Annotated in this window: 16 protein-coding genes and 1 pseudogene; 3 read left to right on the plus strand and 14 right to left on the minus strand. The window is 40.1% G+C overall.

Annotated elements, in window-relative coordinates:
• Entirely contained in the window at positions 1 to 1,317 is a 1,317-nt protein-coding gene (locus PGLA_RS15815; protein WP_068534381.1) for a voltage-gated chloride channel family protein, read from the minus strand.
• Between the two features lie 157 nt (positions 1,318 to 1,474).
• Here PGLA_RS15815 and PGLA_RS15820 point away from each other — a divergent pair, with 157 nt between their 5' ends.
• Entirely contained in the window at positions 1,475 to 2,173 is a 699-nt protein-coding gene (locus tag PGLA_RS15820; RefSeq protein WP_211269559.1) for a DsbA family oxidoreductase, read from the plus strand.
• 171 nt (positions 2,174 to 2,344) lie between these two features.
• Here the strand turns inward: PGLA_RS15820 and PGLA_RS15825 are convergent, their stop codons facing one another.
• From PGLA_RS15825 to murB, 3 genes are all read right to left on the minus strand, one after another.
• Positions 2,345 to 2,842 carry an 8-oxo-dGTP diphosphatase gene (locus PGLA_RS15825; protein ID WP_068534383.1) on the minus strand — a complete coding sequence of 166 codons (498 nt, stop codon included), beginning with the start codon at positions 2,840 to 2,842 and terminating at the stop codon, positions 2,345 to 2,347.
• 183 nt (positions 2,843 to 3,025) lie between these two features.
• On the minus strand, positions 3,026 to 3,238 hold the full coding sequence (locus PGLA_RS15830) for a VOC family protein (RefSeq protein WP_068534384.1): 213 nt from the start codon (positions 3,236 to 3,238) through the stop codon (positions 3,026 to 3,028).
• A gap of 362 nt (positions 3,239 to 3,600) precedes the next feature.
• Positions 3,601 to 4,512 carry a UDP-N-acetylmuramate dehydrogenase gene (gene murB / locus PGLA_RS15835; protein ID WP_068534385.1) on the minus strand — a complete coding sequence of 304 codons (912 nt, stop codon included), beginning with the start codon at positions 4,510 to 4,512 and terminating at the stop codon, positions 3,601 to 3,603.
• Between the two features lie 465 nt (positions 4,513 to 4,977).
• Here murB and PGLA_RS15840 point away from each other — a divergent pair, with 465 nt between their 5' ends.
• The gene (locus PGLA_RS15840; RefSeq protein ID WP_068534386.1) at positions 4,978 to 5,334 is read left to right on the plus strand and encodes a hypothetical protein; all 357 of its coding nucleotides are present in this window, start codon (positions 4,978 to 4,980) and stop codon (positions 5,332 to 5,334) included.
• 104 nt (positions 5,335 to 5,438) lie between these two features.
• Here PGLA_RS15840 and cysI read toward each other — a convergent pair whose 3' ends face one another.
• From cysI to PGLA_RS29435, 6 genes are all read right to left on the minus strand, one after another.
• On the minus strand, positions 5,439 to 7,163 hold the full coding sequence (gene cysI, locus PGLA_RS15845; protein ID WP_068534388.1) for an assimilatory sulfite reductase (NADPH) hemoprotein subunit: 1,725 nt from the start codon (positions 7,161 to 7,163) through the stop codon (positions 5,439 to 5,441).
• A 37-nt stretch (positions 7,164 to 7,200) separates the two neighbouring features.
• Positions 7,201 to 9,033 carry an assimilatory sulfite reductase (NADPH) flavoprotein subunit gene (locus tag PGLA_RS15850; RefSeq protein ID WP_068534390.1) on the minus strand — a complete coding sequence of 611 codons (1,833 nt, stop codon included), beginning with the start codon at positions 9,031 to 9,033 and terminating at the stop codon, positions 7,201 to 7,203.
• A 352-nt stretch (positions 9,034 to 9,385) separates the two neighbouring features.
• The gene (locus PGLA_RS15855; protein WP_161487929.1) at positions 9,386 to 11,140 is read right to left on the minus strand and encodes a methyl-accepting chemotaxis protein; all 1,755 of its coding nucleotides are present in this window, start codon (positions 11,138 to 11,140) and stop codon (positions 9,386 to 9,388) included.
• 361 nt (positions 11,141 to 11,501) lie between these two features.
• On the minus strand, positions 11,502 to 11,867 hold the full coding sequence (locus tag PGLA_RS15860; protein ID WP_068534394.1) for a helix-turn-helix domain-containing protein: 366 nt from the start codon (positions 11,865 to 11,867) through the stop codon (positions 11,502 to 11,504).
• 491 nt (positions 11,868 to 12,358) lie between these two features.
• Positions 12,359 to 12,793 (minus strand): DNA alkylation repair protein, encoded by a 435-nt coding sequence (locus tag PGLA_RS15870; protein ID WP_084411162.1) that lies wholly within the window; start codon positions 12,791 to 12,793, stop codon positions 12,359 to 12,361.
• Between the two features lie 26 nt (positions 12,794 to 12,819).
• Entirely contained in the window at positions 12,820 to 12,954 is a 135-nt protein-coding gene (locus PGLA_RS29435; RefSeq protein WP_281197360.1) for a hypothetical protein, read from the minus strand.
• Between the two features lie 298 nt (positions 12,955 to 13,252).
• Here PGLA_RS29435 and PGLA_RS15875 point away from each other — a divergent pair, with 298 nt between their 5' ends.
• Positions 13,253 to 13,831 carry an LURP-one-related family protein gene (locus PGLA_RS15875; protein ID WP_211269560.1) on the plus strand — a complete coding sequence of 193 codons (579 nt, stop codon included), beginning with the start codon at positions 13,253 to 13,255 and terminating at the stop codon, positions 13,829 to 13,831.
• Between the two features lie 111 nt (positions 13,832 to 13,942).
• Here the strand turns inward: PGLA_RS15875 and PGLA_RS15880 are convergent, their stop codons facing one another.
• The 4 genes and pseudogenes from PGLA_RS15880 to PGLA_RS15890 form a co-directional block, all read right to left on the minus strand.
• Positions 13,943 to 14,374 (minus strand): MarR family winged helix-turn-helix transcriptional regulator, encoded by a 432-nt coding sequence (locus PGLA_RS15880; protein ID WP_068534400.1) that lies wholly within the window; start codon positions 14,372 to 14,374, stop codon positions 13,943 to 13,945.
• A 145-nt stretch (positions 14,375 to 14,519) separates the two neighbouring features.
• The gene (locus tag PGLA_RS15885; RefSeq protein ID WP_068534402.1) at positions 14,520 to 15,557 is read right to left on the minus strand and encodes an NADH:flavin oxidoreductase/NADH oxidase; all 1,038 of its coding nucleotides are present in this window, start codon (positions 15,555 to 15,557) and stop codon (positions 14,520 to 14,522) included.
• A gap of 338 nt (positions 15,558 to 15,895) precedes the next feature.
• Positions 15,896 to 16,066, minus strand: a pseudogene (locus PGLA_RS29800) (acetyltransferase); the annotation flags it as partial.
• A 248-nt stretch (positions 16,067 to 16,314) separates the two neighbouring features.
• On the minus strand, positions 16,315 to 18,537 hold the full coding sequence (locus PGLA_RS15890; protein WP_068534404.1) for a 5'-nucleotidase C-terminal domain-containing protein: 2,223 nt from the start codon (positions 18,535 to 18,537) through the stop codon (positions 16,315 to 16,317).
• Positions 18,538 to 18,860 lie beyond the last annotated feature (323 nt).

The raw sequence follows: 18,860 nt of genomic DNA on the forward strand, positions 1-18,860 counted from the left end.
TTACATCTTTTTTCGTTTTATTTTAACCGAAGATATATTTATTCCATACGGAACCTTCAATAGATTGCTCTTCGATACACCGATCAGTTGAGAAGTATAAATACCTGTGTATCCAGAGAACAAGTAACTTACCAAACACGCGATAAACATATATATAGCACCCTCAGATCCAAACAACTCGATCCCCATCAAAAAGCAGGCTATTGGCGTATTGGTTGCACCGCAAAAAACAGCAATGAATCCTAATGCAGCAAGAAAAGGTGCATACAGTTGAAGCATTCCTGCTAGTGAATTCCCTAGAGTAGCACCTATCGCAAATAAGGGGGTTACTTCCCCACCTTGGAATCCTGCGCCTAACGTTACTGATGTGAAGAGAAGTTTTCCAAGAAAAGCGAATGGATGAACGTTGTCCTCGAAAGACTGCGATATAAGTGGCATTCCTAATCCTAAGTAATCCCGTGATCCAATCAGATATACCATGAGGATAATGATTACGCCCCCAATAGCACTTTTTAGCATGGGGTTAGGCATGATGGAAGCGAAGTTCTTTTTGAGAAAATGGGTTAACTCACTGAAGATCATGCTTACTAACCCAAAACACACAGCAGCAACCAATACTTTCAATAATACGATCAACGTTAGTGAAGGAATTTCACCCATATCGTACTGAATGTGCGTAACTCCCCATAGATCCATAGCTACCATATTTCCTACAAAACTCGCGACAAAGCATGGAATTAACGCATCATATCGCATCATTCCTAAGGCTATTACCTCAATGGCGAAGATAGCTCCAGCTATCGGAGTTCCAAATACAGATCCGAACCCGCCACTAATGCCACACATCAATAGGATTTGCCGATCTATAGGTCCTACCTTTATCCATTTACCGAACTGTTCCGCTAGGCTTCCACCCATCTGAACCGCTGTTCCTTCTCGCCCCGCCGATCCTCCCAATAAATGTGTCACTAATGTACCAAATAGGACAAGGGGTGCCATACGTAAAGGGACATGCTCATATGCCCGCTCTTGGATTTGCTCAATAATCAGATTGTTTCCTTTAGTACTATTCATGCCATATTTATAATAAAGGTAACTTACAAATGCTCCACCTAATGGTAATAAGAACAACACCCATGGATTTACTAATCGAATATGGGTAACATATTCAAGACTTTTCAGAAATAATGCAGATGCTGTACCTGACAATAACCCGACTACGGCACCAAAGAAAATCCATTTCAGAAAAGATTGTAATATTAAAACATGGATAAATTGACTCGAGATGTTCAACCCTATTTTCCGTATCCTATTCATTCTCGTAAGACCTACCCTCTCACGTCCATTAAGATCTATTCACGAAATTCTAGATCATAAAGAAAAGCTTGTCAATGAAATATAGTAGCTAAAAAGTTGATTTTTGTATCTGTAATCATTATGATGATAGATAGGAACAACAAAGGGGGATTTAGTGATGACAATGAAAGTGGAATTCTGGTCAGATATTGTATGTCCATGGTGTTATATAGGAAAACGAAGATTTGAGAAGGCATTATCTCAATTCGAACATGGTAAAGAGGTTGAAGTGATCTGGCGTAGTTTCGAACTTGATCCTTCTACACCACGCGAAAGTGGGGATCTTGTCGCTGCCCTATCTAAGAAGATGGGTAGATCGGCTGATGAAGTGAAACAAATGATGGCACAAATCACTAATTTAGCAGCACAAGACGGACTTGAGTATCGATTCGATCTCACCAAAAACGAAAATACATTTGATGCTCATCGACTCATCCATTTTGCATCCGATCAGGGGCTTGTGGAAAAAATTAATGAACATCTCTACCGCGCGTATTTTACAGAAGGAGTGACTGTTAGTGATAACGAAGCGCTCGTTCAAGTTGCTGTAAAGGCTGGTCTTGATGAGAATGCAACTCGAGAAATGCTAGCAAGTGACAAATATTCTGAAGATGTTCGTTCCGATGAGAGTCGCGCTCATTCTCTGAAAGTAAGCGGCGTTCCTTTTGTCCTTGCGAATGAAAAATATGCGATTTCTGGCGCGCAATCAACAGAAGTGTTCCTCGACGCCCTTCGTCAAGCTTGGAATGACGCACACCCAATTACCGTTGTAGGCGGTGCAGGTAACAGTTGTGATGACGGCAATTGCCTAATATAACAACACTATTATGATTCATGCAAAAGGAGTGTCCCAAAAGCCATGGAAATGGCTAAGGACACTCCTTTTTTTGTTGGAGCAAGGGATGATCTGCGTGGACGCCCCGCGAATGACATTTTCTCTAATTCGCTGAGCCCTCTTAATTTCTGATAACTCTAATACGTACAGTGGTTATTTAGAACTCTCGCCTACGCCATAATGTTGTATGGTCTCACCCAATGTTGTGTTGCTCTTCTTATTCCATATAACACTCCGCTCGAATGTTCCTTGTTGAAAGAAGCATGGAAACCGTCTCTTGAACCAATCTTGCATTGGTAATTCCAATGCCCTCGACTTCTCAACCCACAACAATTCTCCCTCAGGCGGGAATTCTAGTAACTCCCCTTCAAAGGACGTAACGAGATAATTAAACACCATATATCTTAAGCCCGTTTCTGGATCACAGAACTCATCTAACCCTTTATATATAATGTCCTTCACGATCAGACCTGTCTCTTCTCTGACTTCTCGAATGGCTCCATCCACAATACTCTCAGGGAAATCCACTTTCCCTCCAGGAGCAATATAGCCGGGAAATCCCATCTTATCAGGTCTATTCATGAGTAAAACCTTATCTCCTTGCTCGATCATACACATTGTAAATAACTTATGATTAACTTCAGATGACATGTGCTCAACTCCAATATTTTCATGAATATCACTTACTATCACTTCTAACAATTAATTCCTGCACTATCACAATAAGCTAAAATATCTTCGGATATGTCTCTTAACCTGCTCACAGATGTGTAGGACAATTCCACCCAAAGAATTCATGGGTTTGATTCATAGCACAGGTTTAATGCATTCGACTCAATTTCCAAATGGATCTCTAAATTCAAATCTTTCAAATCCTGAAATAGGAATAGCTGATATGATCTCAATTCCATTGTTCTTTAACTTCTCTTCTATTTGTACAAGATCATCGACTTCATAAGCGAGATGAGCTTTCGTTCTAAGATGATCTATCCCCTCTTCTGTTCCTGGGGGTATCGTTATTTGAGCATGATGAAATCCTTTAATCATTCTCACTCCTCCTTAAATTAAAAGATACTTTCATTGTATCATCCATGATCTCACTTGGGGAGTACACTTAACAGCGATGGTAACATGGTGTCACTACCGCAAGACACGTATGATATTGTTACGACAGATTTGAAGGTAACCAACTTGGCTAACGAAGAATTAGAGTTAAATTCAGCAAGAGCTCAAATACAACGTTACCTTGGAATAAGTTGCTCATGTAACGTGAGACTGTTAAGGGATCAAGTCATCTTCAAGAAATGAGATCGACAAACAAGCTACCGAGGTCTCGGTAACTTGTTTGTATCGATATGAATATGAATACGGATAACTCACTATGCTCATTCATCCACTACATTCGTTAATTATTCTTCACCAATAAATTTGACTTCGGTCTCCAAATCAATTCCAAACTTCTCTCTAACCGTTTCTCTGACATGAGCAACTAAAGCAATATAATCGCTTGCAGTGGCATTGTCTACATTAACAATGAACCCTGCATGTTTCGTTGATACTTCTGCACCACCGATACGTACACCTTGTAAGCCGCTTTCTTGGATCAATTGACCTGCAAATCGATTAGGAGGACGCTTAAAGACACTTCCACAAGAAGGATATTCCAACGGTTGTTTCGACTCACGTAAGAATGTAAGCTCATCCATCTTCTCTTTTATGGAGGAATGTTCACCAGACTCTAAGCCAAATCTTGCTTGTAGAATCGTGTATTGCCCACCCGTAAATATACTTTGTCTATAACCCCACTTCATGTCCTCTTTACGTAAGGTCAACAATTGTCCAGTGGAATCCACCACAAGGGCATCCAATAACACATCTGCTACTTCACCACCATAAGCCCCAGCATTCATATATAGCGCTCCACCTACAGTACCAGGAATACCACATGCAAATTCTAGTCCGTTCAATTGGTGCTGTAATGCAATTTGTGACGCATGTATAATAGATGCACCGCTTTGAGCAACCAACGTATGTTCAGAGACCGTAATTTCCTGTAGGTTCGTCATCTGAAGTACAATCCCACGGATACCCCCATCTCGGATAACCACATTTGATCCATTCCCAAGTGTTGTAATCATTACATTATGATCTACTGCGTATTTGATAATACTTTGAACTTCATCATAAGTGGAGGGTACAACACGAATATCCGCGTTACCTCCCATTTGTGTGTATACGTATCCTTTTAACGTTTCATGGCATTGTATAACCGCTTTCGGTACTAGTGTCTGTAAGTCTTCGTAAATCTGACTGATGTCCATTTCTGCACTCCTCTTTCACGTTAATCAATTCATTCGTCTGTTGTATATCTTATATTAACATAACATGCGAAATGACGTTAAACTGTACAAGCTTTCATTGAAATGTGACAGTTATGTAGAAGATGAACAAATCGGCTTTTAATACCACTACTAAAGTGTATGCCAACGCTGTGATCTCATATACGTTGCGAACCTCAAATGGATTTGCTAGCCTTATCCTCCACCACAAAGAAGATATAAATTGTATAGCCTTGAAGACGCTCGACCAATGGATAAAGACACTAGATAAGATATTCTTTGTTGATTGAGGATACGTCAGTTGATGCACGACAAAGATTCCATGCGTTCACCAAAAGGTTTCAAGATCCAAATCCCTTTGAAAACTAATGGCTTGTGTATCCAATTATTATAAAATCCCAAGTATTAACCGATATAATACTTATTACTGTATATGGAGGTGATAACTTGCGTATCCAATCGGGAATCAATAACAATAGATTATCAATACAAAATGCTAGAAGTAATCCGTTGCAATTGACATTCAATTTTGAATTAGAAAAACAGTTAAAAGCAAAAGAAGAGAAAAAGGAAGATCCTTCTGGGAAATTGGTAACTAGTCACGAAGGTGGGTATATCAGACAATATATTGTTAGTTCGGACGGTTCGAAAATTCTAGTGAGTGAGATCAAACAGAACACTGATGAAGCAACTCTTACAGAAAACTATACGAATCACTCTACCAGGCCTTCAAGTGAAGGAATCAGTCACAACACAGAACAGATAATGAATCTTTTGAATTACAATGCTGGTATTATAAGATAAAAAGGATATTAGCTAATGTAACATCTGAATACCAGTAAACAAAAGAGGCTATTCCAGAAGGTCTACTTAACTGACCTTTTGGAATAGCCTCTCTTTATTTCATGTTAGTTATGGAAATCCAGTCCAGATTGAACCGCTTTGACATAACCAGCACGTATGACGAAATCACCGAAGTGTTCGCCTGTCTGGCGTTCTTGTGCATACTGATGAAACATTGGTTCTAATAATTTCAGAATTTCTTCTTCACCGATATTTTCACGGTAAATCTTGTTCAGCCGCTCTCCTGAGAATCCGGCACCCAGATACATATTGTACTTGCCAGGGGCCTTGCCCATGAAAGCAATTTCTCCCAAAGCTGGTCGAGCACATCCGTTAGGACAACCCGTCATCCGAATGTTGATCGCCTCTTCGCTCAGTCCAACTTCCGCCAATATGGTCTCGATCTTGTCCAGTAGGGTTGGAAGATAACGTTCCGCTTCTGCCATAGCCATCCCACAAGTCGGGAAAGCTACACAAGATAAGGCATTTCTACGTAATGCTGAATAACGTTTACCATCCGTAAGACCGTACTGCTTGATCAACTCTTCAATCTTACGTTTCTTCGGAGTCGTCACATTTCCGATCACAAGGTTCTGGTTCGGAGAAAGACGGAAATCGCCCGTATTAATCTTAGCAATTTCACGTAAACCAGTCATCAACGGATAGCCCTTTTGATCTTCGATCCGACCACTTGGGATATATAGCGTCAGATGCCATTTCCCGTTACTACCTTTGATCCAGCCATAACGATCACCGTTATGACTAAATTCATAAGGGCGAGCTTCTTCGAGATTCCACCCTAATCTATTCTGTAGTTCATTAATGAACCATTCTATACCATATCTATCAATCGTGTATTTGAAACGAGCATATTTACGGACGGAACGATTTCCGAAATCGCGCTGTATCATGACAGTCTTCTCCGCCACGTCGATGACCTGTTCAGGGGTACAGAACCCAATAACTCGTGCCAACTGTGGGTACGTCTGAGTATCACCATAAGTCATCCCCATACCACCACCAACAGCAACGTTGAACCCCTTAAGCTTCCCATCCTCATAAATAGCAATCAGGCCAAGGTCTTGGGAGAAAACATCCACATCGTTGGTAGGTGGAACGGTCACACCGATTTTGAACTTACGCGGTAAATAGACCTTTCCGTAAATCGGCTCCTGCTCTGCTTCATCCGCAGTACTGTCCACGATCTTTTCGCCATCAAGCCAAATCTCGTGGTACGCGTTCGTCTTCGGAGACAAGTGGTCACTAATTCGTGTGGACCATTCAAATACTTCTGCATGAACCTCAGACTGATATGGATTCGGGTTACACATAAGATTACGGTTCACGTCACCACAAGCAGCAAGTGTAGTCAAGAGTGCATCATTAATCGTCCGAATACTCTTCTTCAAATTCCACTTAAGAATCCCATGGAACTGAATCGCTTGTCGAGTGGTTATACGTATCGATCCGGTTGTATATTCCCGAGCTAGTCGGTCCATCTCCAACCACTGCGCTGATGTAAGAACTCCGCCAGGGGCGCGTATCCGCACCATGAACTGGTAAGCTGGTTCAAGCTTTTGCTTATGGCGTTCATTTCGTAAATCCCTATCATCTTGCATGTAGCTGCCGTGAAATTTCATCAATCGATTCTCATCCTCAGACATCGACCCAGTAATTCCGTCTTCGAGCGCTTCTACAAGTTCCCCACGCAGGTAACGACTTCGTGTCTTGATGTCCTCAACATCGCTCGGTGGTCCATCCTGTACTACTACTGTTTTGTTATGAGTCATTATTTGTTAGCTCCTTTCGCTTTCGTTCTCAAAGATCTTAATATACGTCACGCTGGTAGCGCTTCTGCTGTTGCATTTCCGTTAGATAAGCTACGGCATCTTCCCTGCTCTTACCACCCTCTTGTTCAAGGATTGTAATTAAGGTGTTATGAACATCATGAGCCATGTGTTTCTCATCCCCACAAATATATACGAACGCCCCTTCTTCCAACCATTGATAGAGTTCATTCCTCTTCTCAAGCATTCGGTGCTGAACATAAACTTTCTTAGCTGTATCTCGTGAGAAAGCAACATCCATCCGAGTCAGAACGCCATCTTTAACCCACCGTTGAAAATCAAGTTGATAGAGGAAATCTGTAAGTAAATGCTGATCTCCATAGAATAACCATGCTTTCCCTTCAGCACCTGACTCCTCTCTTTCTTCGAGAAAAGCTCGGAATGGTGCAACGCCAGTACCCGGTCCAATCATGATAATAGGTGTATCCGATTTCGTAGGAAGTTTAAAATTAGGATTATGATGTACGTACATCGATAATTGTTCACCTAGTTCTAACCGCTCCGCACATTGTGTAGAGCAAACACCGTAGCGATCCCGTCCATGAGCTTCATATTGCACCGTCCGGATGGTGAGATGAACTTCATCAGGTCTTGCTTTTGAACTACTAGCGATTGAATACAGGCGAGCAGGCATCTTCCGAAGGAGCGATACGAAATCCCGAGCGGATACTTCCCAAGGCGAGAAATCCTGCACCAAATCTAACAAATCGCGTCCTTCCAGGTAATTCTTAAGTTCTACTTCATTGCCAGGTGCTACAAGTGCTTGCAACTCGTTGTTCGAGGATAACTTCGCAGCTTGTTCCACTAATGGTTTGGTTAATACCGTTATCTCATAATTATTTAATAGTGCTTCTCGCAACGGGCGTTGTTCGCCCTTTTTATTCACGGACACGAGTTCCTCAGAACTCCAACCCATCTTCTCAATCAATGACTCTACTAAACCAAGGGAATTCTCTGGGTATATCCCTACACAATCACCCGGTTCATATTGGAAATTCGATCCTTCAAGAGATAGCTCAAGATGACGAGTCTCTCGATCAGATCCGCGACCGTTAAGATTGATATTCTCAAGTACTTCTGCTTTAAAAGGAAACGTCCTAGAATACGCTGATTGTTCTGCTACTTTCTCGATTCCAGTAGCTGTGAGCGCACCAGAGGTACTCGTGGATTCTATCGTCCCTCTCAGGTTAGCTAACACATTGTCAATCCACTCTGCTGCAGAGTCATCATAATCCAAATCACAATCAACACGTGGACTAATCCGTTGTCCACCCAATTCCTCCAGGCGTTTGTCGAAATCCTTACCTGTCTGGCAGTAGAACTCATATGAGCTATCTCCGAGAGCCAAGACGGAGAACTGTAAATCTTCCAATTTAGGCGCACGTTTACTATGGAGGAATTCATAGAATGGTATCGCGTTGTCAGGTGGCGTTCCTTCCCCATGCGTACTAGCCACAATCAGTAAATTCTGAACTTTCTTCAACGTATTCGACTTGAAATCACTCATGGAAGAAAGTGTAACTTGAAACCCTAGACCTTCTAATTTCTGTGACAATGTCTTAGCTAATCCTTGGCTGTTGCCGGTCTGGGAACCAAATAGTACTGTCACTTCCCGAGAAATCGCAACCGAACTATCCGTAGAGATCACTGTTGTAACATCTGGTATGGTATGTAATGTAGTATTAGAAGTGTTAATAGCTGTAAGATATCCACTTAGCCAAATCTGTTGTTCTTGCGTTAATGTTGGTACTAGACGATTAAGAAGTTCTACTTGCTCCTGACTAAAAGGGCTGTTCATGACCTGAAATTGCAACGTTATCCACCTCACATAGGAATACAATCATTTATAATTCAGAGTATACACATAGTATTAATATATTATTTTAAGCTACCATAATGTGCCAACATGGTCAATGGAAAGACATAAACTGCTAAATTGTTGCACATATATATAACTACAGAGAAACCCTCATATCATGATTTTCTTTATTAATGAGTTAACTTTTTGACCGCAAACTCTCTACATAGAATGACTAATAATAAAAAAATGCCATTATATGATAATAATAGCATTTAATATCTGTGGTAATACCATATATTTCATTATAAATACAGGTCAACCATGAAGTCCAATAATAGAATTGCAATGGAATCATAAGTTTTCCTTATATATCATCTACTGCATTGATTCCCGGGTTAATCTCATTTACATTAGCCTCAATGATCTCAATATCGCTGATCTTGAAAACATTGATTTCCTGGAACAGTTTTTGCGAAATAATGTTAATTTGAATGGCTTGCTCAGCAATATTACTAATAGCGCTATCCTGCTGAATGCTTGATGCGTTTACTTCCTGAACTCCTGCAGCAGTCTCTTCAGCGATAGAAGCTACACAGTGAACAGATTCAGAAAGTCTGGCATTGTTAGCCCGAGTCATATCCACCTTATCGTGAATTTGCCCAATCTGCTTGCTAATTTCTTCAATAGTATGATCTATGGCTTTAAAAGAAGAAAGAGTCTCCGCTACTTGATGATCCTGCTTATCTAAGCTCCCTTTCGTTTCAAGCATAGATTTCTGGAATTCGGCCATTCCTCTTTGCAAATCATTGACTATTTTCCCAATATGAACAGATGATTCTTTGGTTTGCAACGACAATTTCCTCACTTCATCGGCAATGACAGCAAATCCTTTGCCATAAGCTCCTGCCTGTGATGCCTCAATGGCCGCATTCAACGAAAGTAAATTCGTCTGCGTCGAAATCTCCGAAATCGTATGAGTAATTCTCGATATTTGTTTCGATTGCTCCATTAGCTTCATTAATGCATCATAAACCTTGACTATTGATTCTCGGGAATGTTCAGATACACTCTGTAAGACTGTGACAGCTGCAAACCCTTTGCGCGTGTTGATATTAGCCGTTTCACTTGTTAATACCATGACATCCGTATATTCCGAAATTTCATTTACTCCTCGTTCCAACTCCTGTATCAGACTCGCACTATGCTCTGATTGCTCAGCTTGTTGTCCCGCTCCTACCGAGATTTCTTGAAATGTCTGTACAATATCTTGATTCGTATGAGCTGTAATAACTGAAGATTGTTGGAAGGACTCTGAATACGTTGCAAGCGACGATGCCACAGCCTGTGTTTGTTGCAGCATATCCCGAACCCTTACGACCATATGATCGAAATGATGACTGAGACGACCTAACTCATCGTTATATGGTGAATTGATTTGATATCTCAAATCGCCTTCTGAAATTTGAAGCAGAGCTGATTGTAGCTTATTTACGGGTAATATAAAGGAACGAATAAGCACGATCGCTATACTAAGCGTCAATAGAAATACGAACACCGCTGCATAAGCAGAAATAGAAGTTGTATCATCTAATAAAATAAAAGAACGTGTTTCCGCCTTTATAGCATTCTCCGCTGCTGCCGCGTACAATTTTTCATTCGTCTTAAGCATAGCGTGATTGATAACAAGAGCTTCGGTATGTAAGCTATCAATTTTCTCAAGGACCATCAACGGATCCAATTCTTCATTCTGTAACGTAGTAACTAATTCCTCAACATTCCCCTTATATTTATCAGTCTGAATATGTAATCGTTGTAAATCATTGTACGCATCTGAATTCTCCGCAAAACTCACCGCATTTATTTCCTTATTAAGCTTCTCTTGTGTTTCTAGGAAAGGTTTAAAATATTCAAGATCACTAGATTGAGAGAGTGATGTTTCCAAGCCATTTAACTCTTGTAGTAGTTGGGTTATTTGAGCTACGGTGATTCTTTTTTCCATCTCTGTCTTTTGCGTTTCCATTGAAATTTCAACCTGCTTGATTTTATGGTTTTGGTAAAAAGCCACTCCAAGGAAAATTAGAGCAACCGCTGAGAAGCTTAGAATCAATTTCCATTTCATAGATAGGTGCAAGCCGCTTCCCTTCAACAATATCATCCTCCTGTTGTCCTAGCACTATAGAATAGGACTATTTTACTAGCACCTTGATTGTAGGAGATAGATGTTAAAGGGAATACATGATTATGTAAACACAATGTAAATCGTATGCATTGAAAACTTAAAGTGTGAACGACAGACGTGTCAAATCCGGAGGCAGATTAAAAACACCAAGCTCTTCCTGTGAAATTCGATGTTGTATCAAAGGTCGTTCTTAAGAAGGTATCCCGCTGATATGCTGGGAGAACTTCCTAAAAACGACCTCGTTGTAAACCTTTATTTTTCTTTACCTGCAGAACGTGACCCTGTAATTAAGAAGTTGCAATCAAAGGTTCTTTATTGTTGTATCTTTACTTATCGAATTCATCTGATCAAGATGAGCAAACATAACTTCAAGCATTTCCAGTGCCATTTGTTGCTCATGCATCGGACGTTCTTGAACCAATTGTATGATTTTATGCATGTAGTGACCTTCATTCAATTTGAGAGACTCGTGAAGTAATTCATCTGCTGTTACTTCTAATTGATTCGCTAATTTGATTAGCGTTTCGAGCGTAAGGCTTCGCTCTCCTCGTTCAATCTGTCCTATATATGCATGTGATACGTCGATCTTCTCTGCCAATTTCTCTTGGGTGAAATTATGCTTAAGTCGTTCTTGACGTAATCGCGATCCTAATTGAATATAATCCATCTTTGTATCACCCTCCACCCTAAACAGTAGTGAAAGATTAATAGAAATTTAATATACTGTTAGTTCCATTATATTTACTGGTAGTTTCAAATGGTATATAATTACTTTATTAGATCTTTACTCACTGTTTTAACTCAAGATAATTGAGGTAATTCATGATTAATTTTAATTATTCTGCACAATTCCTCTTAATGTAACCCATGAAAGGAGAATGAACATTGATCTGTCTAAAATGTAACTTTGAGAACAGCGATAGAGCACAATTCTGTGATCGTTGCGGAATTCTGTTATATGAGTCTTTCAAAGCCCATCTTCGAAAGAATGAAGCAAGAACTGAAGATACCAACACTTCAATTCCAACTCAGAAGAAAAAAGACGGTAGCTCAATGCTTCTACTTATTTCATTATCGTGTTTGGGGTTGATCCTATTGATTACTTTCTTGTACGAAAATCAAACATAAGTAAAGAATTCTCTTCATTATTTAGTCTTCTTATGAAGAACCGCAGCAATCCCACTCGGGTGCATATGACGATGTACAACCTTTATGTACAGGTTTATTGTCTAGCCTCCCTATTTGTTCACCGATAATGATACACCTTGTGTATACCGGTATACGTACTCCGATTTCAACCAGACAGCGATTCATCGATCCTTGTTTACGTAGGGGGGCCAATTTCATTTCCGCTTCTTGAATATTCCACCCAGTTCGTCCTACAAATTCCTCTGGAGAATCTAACCACTGCGATCCCAATTCATCAGCAAACGACGTATTCATAATAACGTTATAGACTAACTCATCAATAAGCGTGGAATATGTAATTGATTGGACCATATCAGCAATTTCTTGCTTAGATAACTTGTTACTGTCCATCATCATTGTGGCTAGAATCCTTGCATCCGTAGTACCTGTTTCCCATAGTTGCATCTAGCTCGTGATTCTTCTTAAGTTTCTTAGCAAGACCACGAAGTTGCACCTTCCCAACACCATACCTGGTTCTCTCCATCCCCATTCTTTATATTGATCTCTCTGCGCTTCTCGTTTCCCCATGCTTCCAGTTGTTGTGCTAAGGCATCCATTAGTTTCATTAGCAACACCTCCATCATCGTATAACCTTCTAGTTACCTGATATATATATATTAGTACACGATGTGAAACGAAGCCAATTTAAAAATCTGGAATACAGTGAGGGTGATCCGTGTTTACCTTCGGATCACCCTCACCATTTCCTGACTATTCGCTTCTTAGATAGGAAACCTCTTGGTACCTACTCAATAACCAATAACTTAAAAAGTTCATTCTCTATTTTGTTTGTATTAATTTTCACCCTTCTTTTCGAAATTATGAGATAATATGTACAACTTGGTTTTAAAGGAGACTGTATTTATGAAGGATCGTTTTAATCATTCCAATTACTTAGTTCGCAAACAATTTTTCAAAATTTTCGGTGGAGCTTTTCATATTTATGACCCTCAAGATGGCCTAGTCTTCTACGTTAAACAACAGGCTTTTAAGCTCAAGGAAGATATTCGGGTGTATAGTTCTGAGGATATGACGGAAGAAGTTCTAGTTATAAAAGCACGATCACGGATCGATTTCTCCGCTACATACGATGTCTTTGACTCCATAAGTAACGAAACGGTAGGTAGCTTTAGAAGAAAGGGCATGAAGTCTATCTTGAAGGATGAGTGGATCATTCTCGACCAGCAAGAACGTGAGGTTGGACTTATTACAGAAGATAGCATGTTAATGGCTATTCTTCGAAGATTTCTATCCAATCTTATACCGCAGACGTTCGTTGGAACAATCGGGCAGCACGATGTGTTAACTTTCAAACAAAGATTCAATCCTTTTGTCCAGAAGATTGAACTAGATTTCTCAATGGACAGACAACAATTGCTCGATCGCAGACTTGGCATTGCCGCTAGCGTCTTATTAAGTGCAATCGAAGGTAGACAAGATTAAATATATGAACAACGCCCAGATATAACTCTATATCTGGGCGTTTAATGTAATACTATTTTGCAACATCTAGCGCTATCTCAATGTCCAGTTCACACAAATATTGTGAGATCCTTATTGTTTTAAATGGAGCATTTGTTGTAGCAACTGTTCTAGATCCTTTCCGGGTAATGCCTCTGATAAAATTTCATTAAAAGTTACTTTTGCTAAGTTGATCTTATCTTGCCCTATTTGTGTCAAAGAGGTATAGATACTTCTTCTATCATCATCACACGCATGTCTCTTTAAAGCCCCACAGCCCTTTGCTTCAAATCGGCTAACGAGTCTAGATACGGCACTCTGACTTAAACCTACCATTGACTCCAATTGCTGTAACTTCAGCTTCATATCTGGCGCCTCATACAAGAATAACAGCAAATAAAATTCTTTCAAAGACAATTGATGTTTCTCTTGCAAATTCGCTTCCAATGTATTGGCTACGTTCATTTGGATATACGTTAATGCTAACCAGTTGTTTATAAGGTCATTGTTAAGGACATTCTTCATCTCATAATTCCTTTCTCAGACATCAAGCGAATGAATTCTCTGATCACATTATAACATCACAATCGCGTTCTTGTATAAAGAAAGAGACTCGCTTAGGCTTTCCTGCGAGTCTCCCCATCAATAATCAAGTTATTCAATTATGTCTTTATCTTTTGGTTCTGGGAAATCCAAGCTCATACTGCTTTGGAATTTCTGTCTCTTTTTGAAGTTGAACCGAAGCCTCTAGCGTCCAATAAGGATTTCTTAGCATTCCCCTTCCGATGGCAACAAGGTCAGCATCCTCATTACCTATAACCGCATTGGCAAGAACAGGTTCGTCCAATCTCCCAACCGCAATCACCGGAACATTCAGACTCTCCTTTATTTCTCTAGCCAATGAGACTTGGTATGCCGCATGTGTTCCCGGTTTTCCAGCAGCTGCAATTGGTCCTTCACCACCTGCACTAACATGGAACATATCTACCCCTGCTTCTTTATATGCCATACTGAATTTCAGGCTCTCTTCGATTCCATATCCTCCATCGACATATTCCTTAGCAGAAATTCGCATGATCAACGGCATTCCTATCGGCATTTCACTTTTTGCCGCACGAATAACTTCAGTTCCGAATCGGTTTAAATCTTGTCCATATTCATCAGTTCTATGGTTAGTTAGAGGGGATTGGAACTGATGTATAAGATAACCGTGCGCACCATGAAGTTCAATAACATCAACTCCAGCTTGCACAGCCCTGTTTACACCCTTACGGTATTTCTCGACCATAACTTGTACTTCTTCAGTTGTTAGTTCTCTTGGTGTTGTAGACTCTGAGTCAAAAGGAATTGCCGATGGCGCTACAGGAACTACCGCATCTTCAGCCTTACGTCCAGCGTGAGCAATTTGAATTCCCACTTTTGCACCATACGAATGGCACGCCTCAACAATTCTAGCTAACGCGGGAATATGTTCATCTGACCAAATACCGAGATCGAAATCGGTAATTCGGCCATCAGGATCAACATCAGTCATCTCAATAATAATTAACCCCGCTCCACCGATAGCTCGACTCACATAATGCATGTAATGCCAATCCGTAGCAATTCCGTCTTTGTTGGTTACTGAATATTGACACATCGGAGGCATAACCACACGGTTTTTTAGTTTCAAATCCTTAAATTCATAGGGGGTAAATAAATCCTTCATGTTTTGTCTCCTCTTTGTATGATTTATTGAATTTCATTATCTTCATATAATCCAATATTTAATCAAATTATTTGAATGTATGCTCATGCATGTAAATATACCTAATATCGCAGCTTCTGTCAACAACTAGTCCAAAGTGTAGTACTAGACTTACGCTACATTACTTGTTGATCCTTACTACTTGAAAGACAGCTAGATATATGGACGTTTGCCCAAGAAAAATAAAAATCGCATGAAAAAAAATCTTATTGCAGGAGTTGGACTTCCAATTGAATACGGTTCAACGTTTTTTACAACAGTTAAAGTTCGAAGCAACAATTGCACCATCACCAATACTGCTTTACCGTTGGAGTGACCTTTTCCCATCCTCCAGCAAAAATATTGAAAGGATATGTTGTAAAACCATCCATTCGATGATTAGCACCATTCATAATAAAAGAAACTCCTTCAGCGATAGCGCAGAACTTACCGATAATTAACTTATCACCTAAAAAGTCATAATGATGCTGAATATTGTTATAGAAATTCTCTGGTGAGCTTGTATTGCTATTTTGGAAATACACTCGAGCAATACGGAGACATATTGCAATTAATGCTCAGCTGATTTGCGCCTTACGCCTATAACACCTCATGATGTTCAGCATGCTCTAACCATTCGTGCTACATTTGTTTTCTGGCAAGACTGGTTACGGGCCCATTATCCGTAGCACAAAAAAAAGCAGCCCAAGTCTAAAAGACTGGACTGCTTATACACAAATTATTTTAACATATCTACATATTCATCGTACACATAGCCAATAGATCCGTTATAAGTAACCTTCAACCAGCCATACTTCGTTCCTAGCACTTCAAGAACAGTTCCCTTCGGCACCGCCATATAGATCTTCGCCTTGGAAGAAGCTTCGGCACGAACATTCAAAAAGTATGCTGTTACCTTTGCTTGATTCGTAACATCAGTTACCACTGGTGGTTTTACTGGTTTTGCTTCTGGTTTTGCTTCTGGTTTAACTTCTTCTTGTGGAACAATTGCTGCTGCTTTTATGGCTACATTAAGCTTATGATAGAACTCGCCTTTTGTCATAGCACGTGCAGATAGGTCCGTTCTCACCTTTGCTTTTTGAGACAATTCATCAATCTCTTTTCGAGTGATCGTATCCAAAATGTTAATTGATGCTACATTGGTGTATTTACCGTCATCCGTTTTAGGAATCTCTAATACGCCTGTGTTAATAAGTTCAATTACATCTACACGTTCAGGTGAAGTGGTATCAACGCCAATAATTTTCCAATTATTTTGAATTTGAGGCTCGTATACACCCTTCTTCACTTCTTTCAAATAAGCAATTGCACGATTACGAATAGTTCCATCCATTTCGCCAAATGCGCTTGCATCCTTGGAGGACCATAGCTGTTGGAATTTCCGTCCTTCGAGTGCTCCACCCTTTGCTTTCAGAGCGTCCATCCGATATGCATTCATGCCCAATTTGATAACATCATCTTGCTTGATAGAGGTTCCGTCCATTTTTCGTAAATTCGTAATTCGGCTACCATAAGGCTTCGTTAAGTCGATTTCATATTTAACGCCACCAAAAAAATCATTCGTACTATACTTGGAAGCGCGACGTGTCTTATCAAAGCTAACCGTTATATCGCCTGGTCGGGTCGAGTTAAAGTAGCCTACTGCCCATTCCATGTAATCTTTCAAATCTTTACCCGTTACTTGGTAAACTGTAATTTCACCCAGAGCGAACTGATAGTTATAGGCAATATCTTTTTTCTTAATGGGACCTACATCCAACCGCGCCTTATCGTTATCAATCTGATGAGACACTACATCCGCCTTACTGTAATGCAGCATGACTTCGTTAAAAAAGTCCGATAACGGCGTTTCTTGAATTTGTACAGTAGGAATATCGTTGATCTCATTCTTAGGTACAAGGTTCATTCCTTTAAGTTGTGCTACTTCGACATTGGCATCTGCTCTTGCGAAATCATGATACGGCTGCAGTGTAGATTCCAAAGACGGTTCCGATAATGCATTCGTTCCATCCGCAGCTTTAACAGGCAATGCAATAGCTTTCTTATCCTTCAGGACTACCTTATCGCCTTGCTTCGTGAATGTAAGGTCTATACGAGAAACGTGAGTTCCGTATTTATCCGGCTCGACTATTAGAACACCGTTTACCGTATCCCCCTTAATAAGCTTGTGCATATGACCAGCAAAAATAGCAGCTAACTCAGGGTTCTCTTTGGCAATATCGGCCACGCCGGTACCTGGGACACCATTTTCATTTTCTAGCCCCATATGCATAAGCCCAACTATTACATCTACTTTACCTTCTAATTCCTTGATAGCTTTTTTCGTTTCATCTACAGGATTCTTGAATACGAGCCCATCTAAATGGTTAGTGCCCTTCTCAAATTCTGTCGTCATAGGAGTATCCATTCCAATAATCCCAATCTTTATCCCTGCTTTTTCGATAATGGTATACGCAGGTAAGAATCTATCTCCATTGTCCTTATAGATGTTTCCCGCCAGCATTTGGCCTTTATACTGAGAGGTAACCTTCTTGAACACATCCAACCCAAAATTGAACTCATGATTGCCCATCACCCAAGCATCATAATTCATTTCATTCATAGCTACCATCATCGGAGACTTCGGTTGGTCATTAAATAATTCCGCCGAATTACCCTGAATCATATCACCAGCATCGAGTAAAATCGTATTCGGGTTCTCTTCACGAACCTTCTTAATGATTGTAAACAACTGCGTTAAACTGCCACTTGGATTGGGGCCGTCCAGCGCATAATCCCATGGCATAAACCGTCCATGAATATCCGACGTACCTAAAATGGAAATCTCAGTATCCAGACTTGCCGATTCCGCCGCTTCTACCGAAACTGGGATGGACATGAAAGCGCTGCCACATAATAGTGAAGCAACAATAGCAAAAAGCATTTTTTTCTTAGCCTTCATTATGATTCTCCTTTGTTGTGTTGGATTACCGTACATGCTAACTAGATACAGCTTGTCATCGATAGAATACATACCGCACATTCCTGATCCCTTCGACATATTCATTCTAATGTATATGCTGCATTTTAGATATATCAAAAAATAAAATTGTTCTATTTTATACATTGTTGTCGAGATTTTCTATGAGTTGTGGATGTCAGTTCAAGGTTATGATCGCACGCTTCCTTTTCTGTTTTGGTTGAATGGCCTTGTGATCAAACAAATCCATAATTGGCGTAGACTTTAGAGCGATTCAAACATCAGTTGGATAGCATTCAGGCTGT

The organism is Paenibacillus glacialis (assembly GCF_001637205.1).
Classification (GTDB): domain Bacteria; phylum Bacillota; class Bacilli; order Paenibacillales; family Paenibacillaceae; genus Paenibacillus_AQ; species Paenibacillus_AQ glacialis.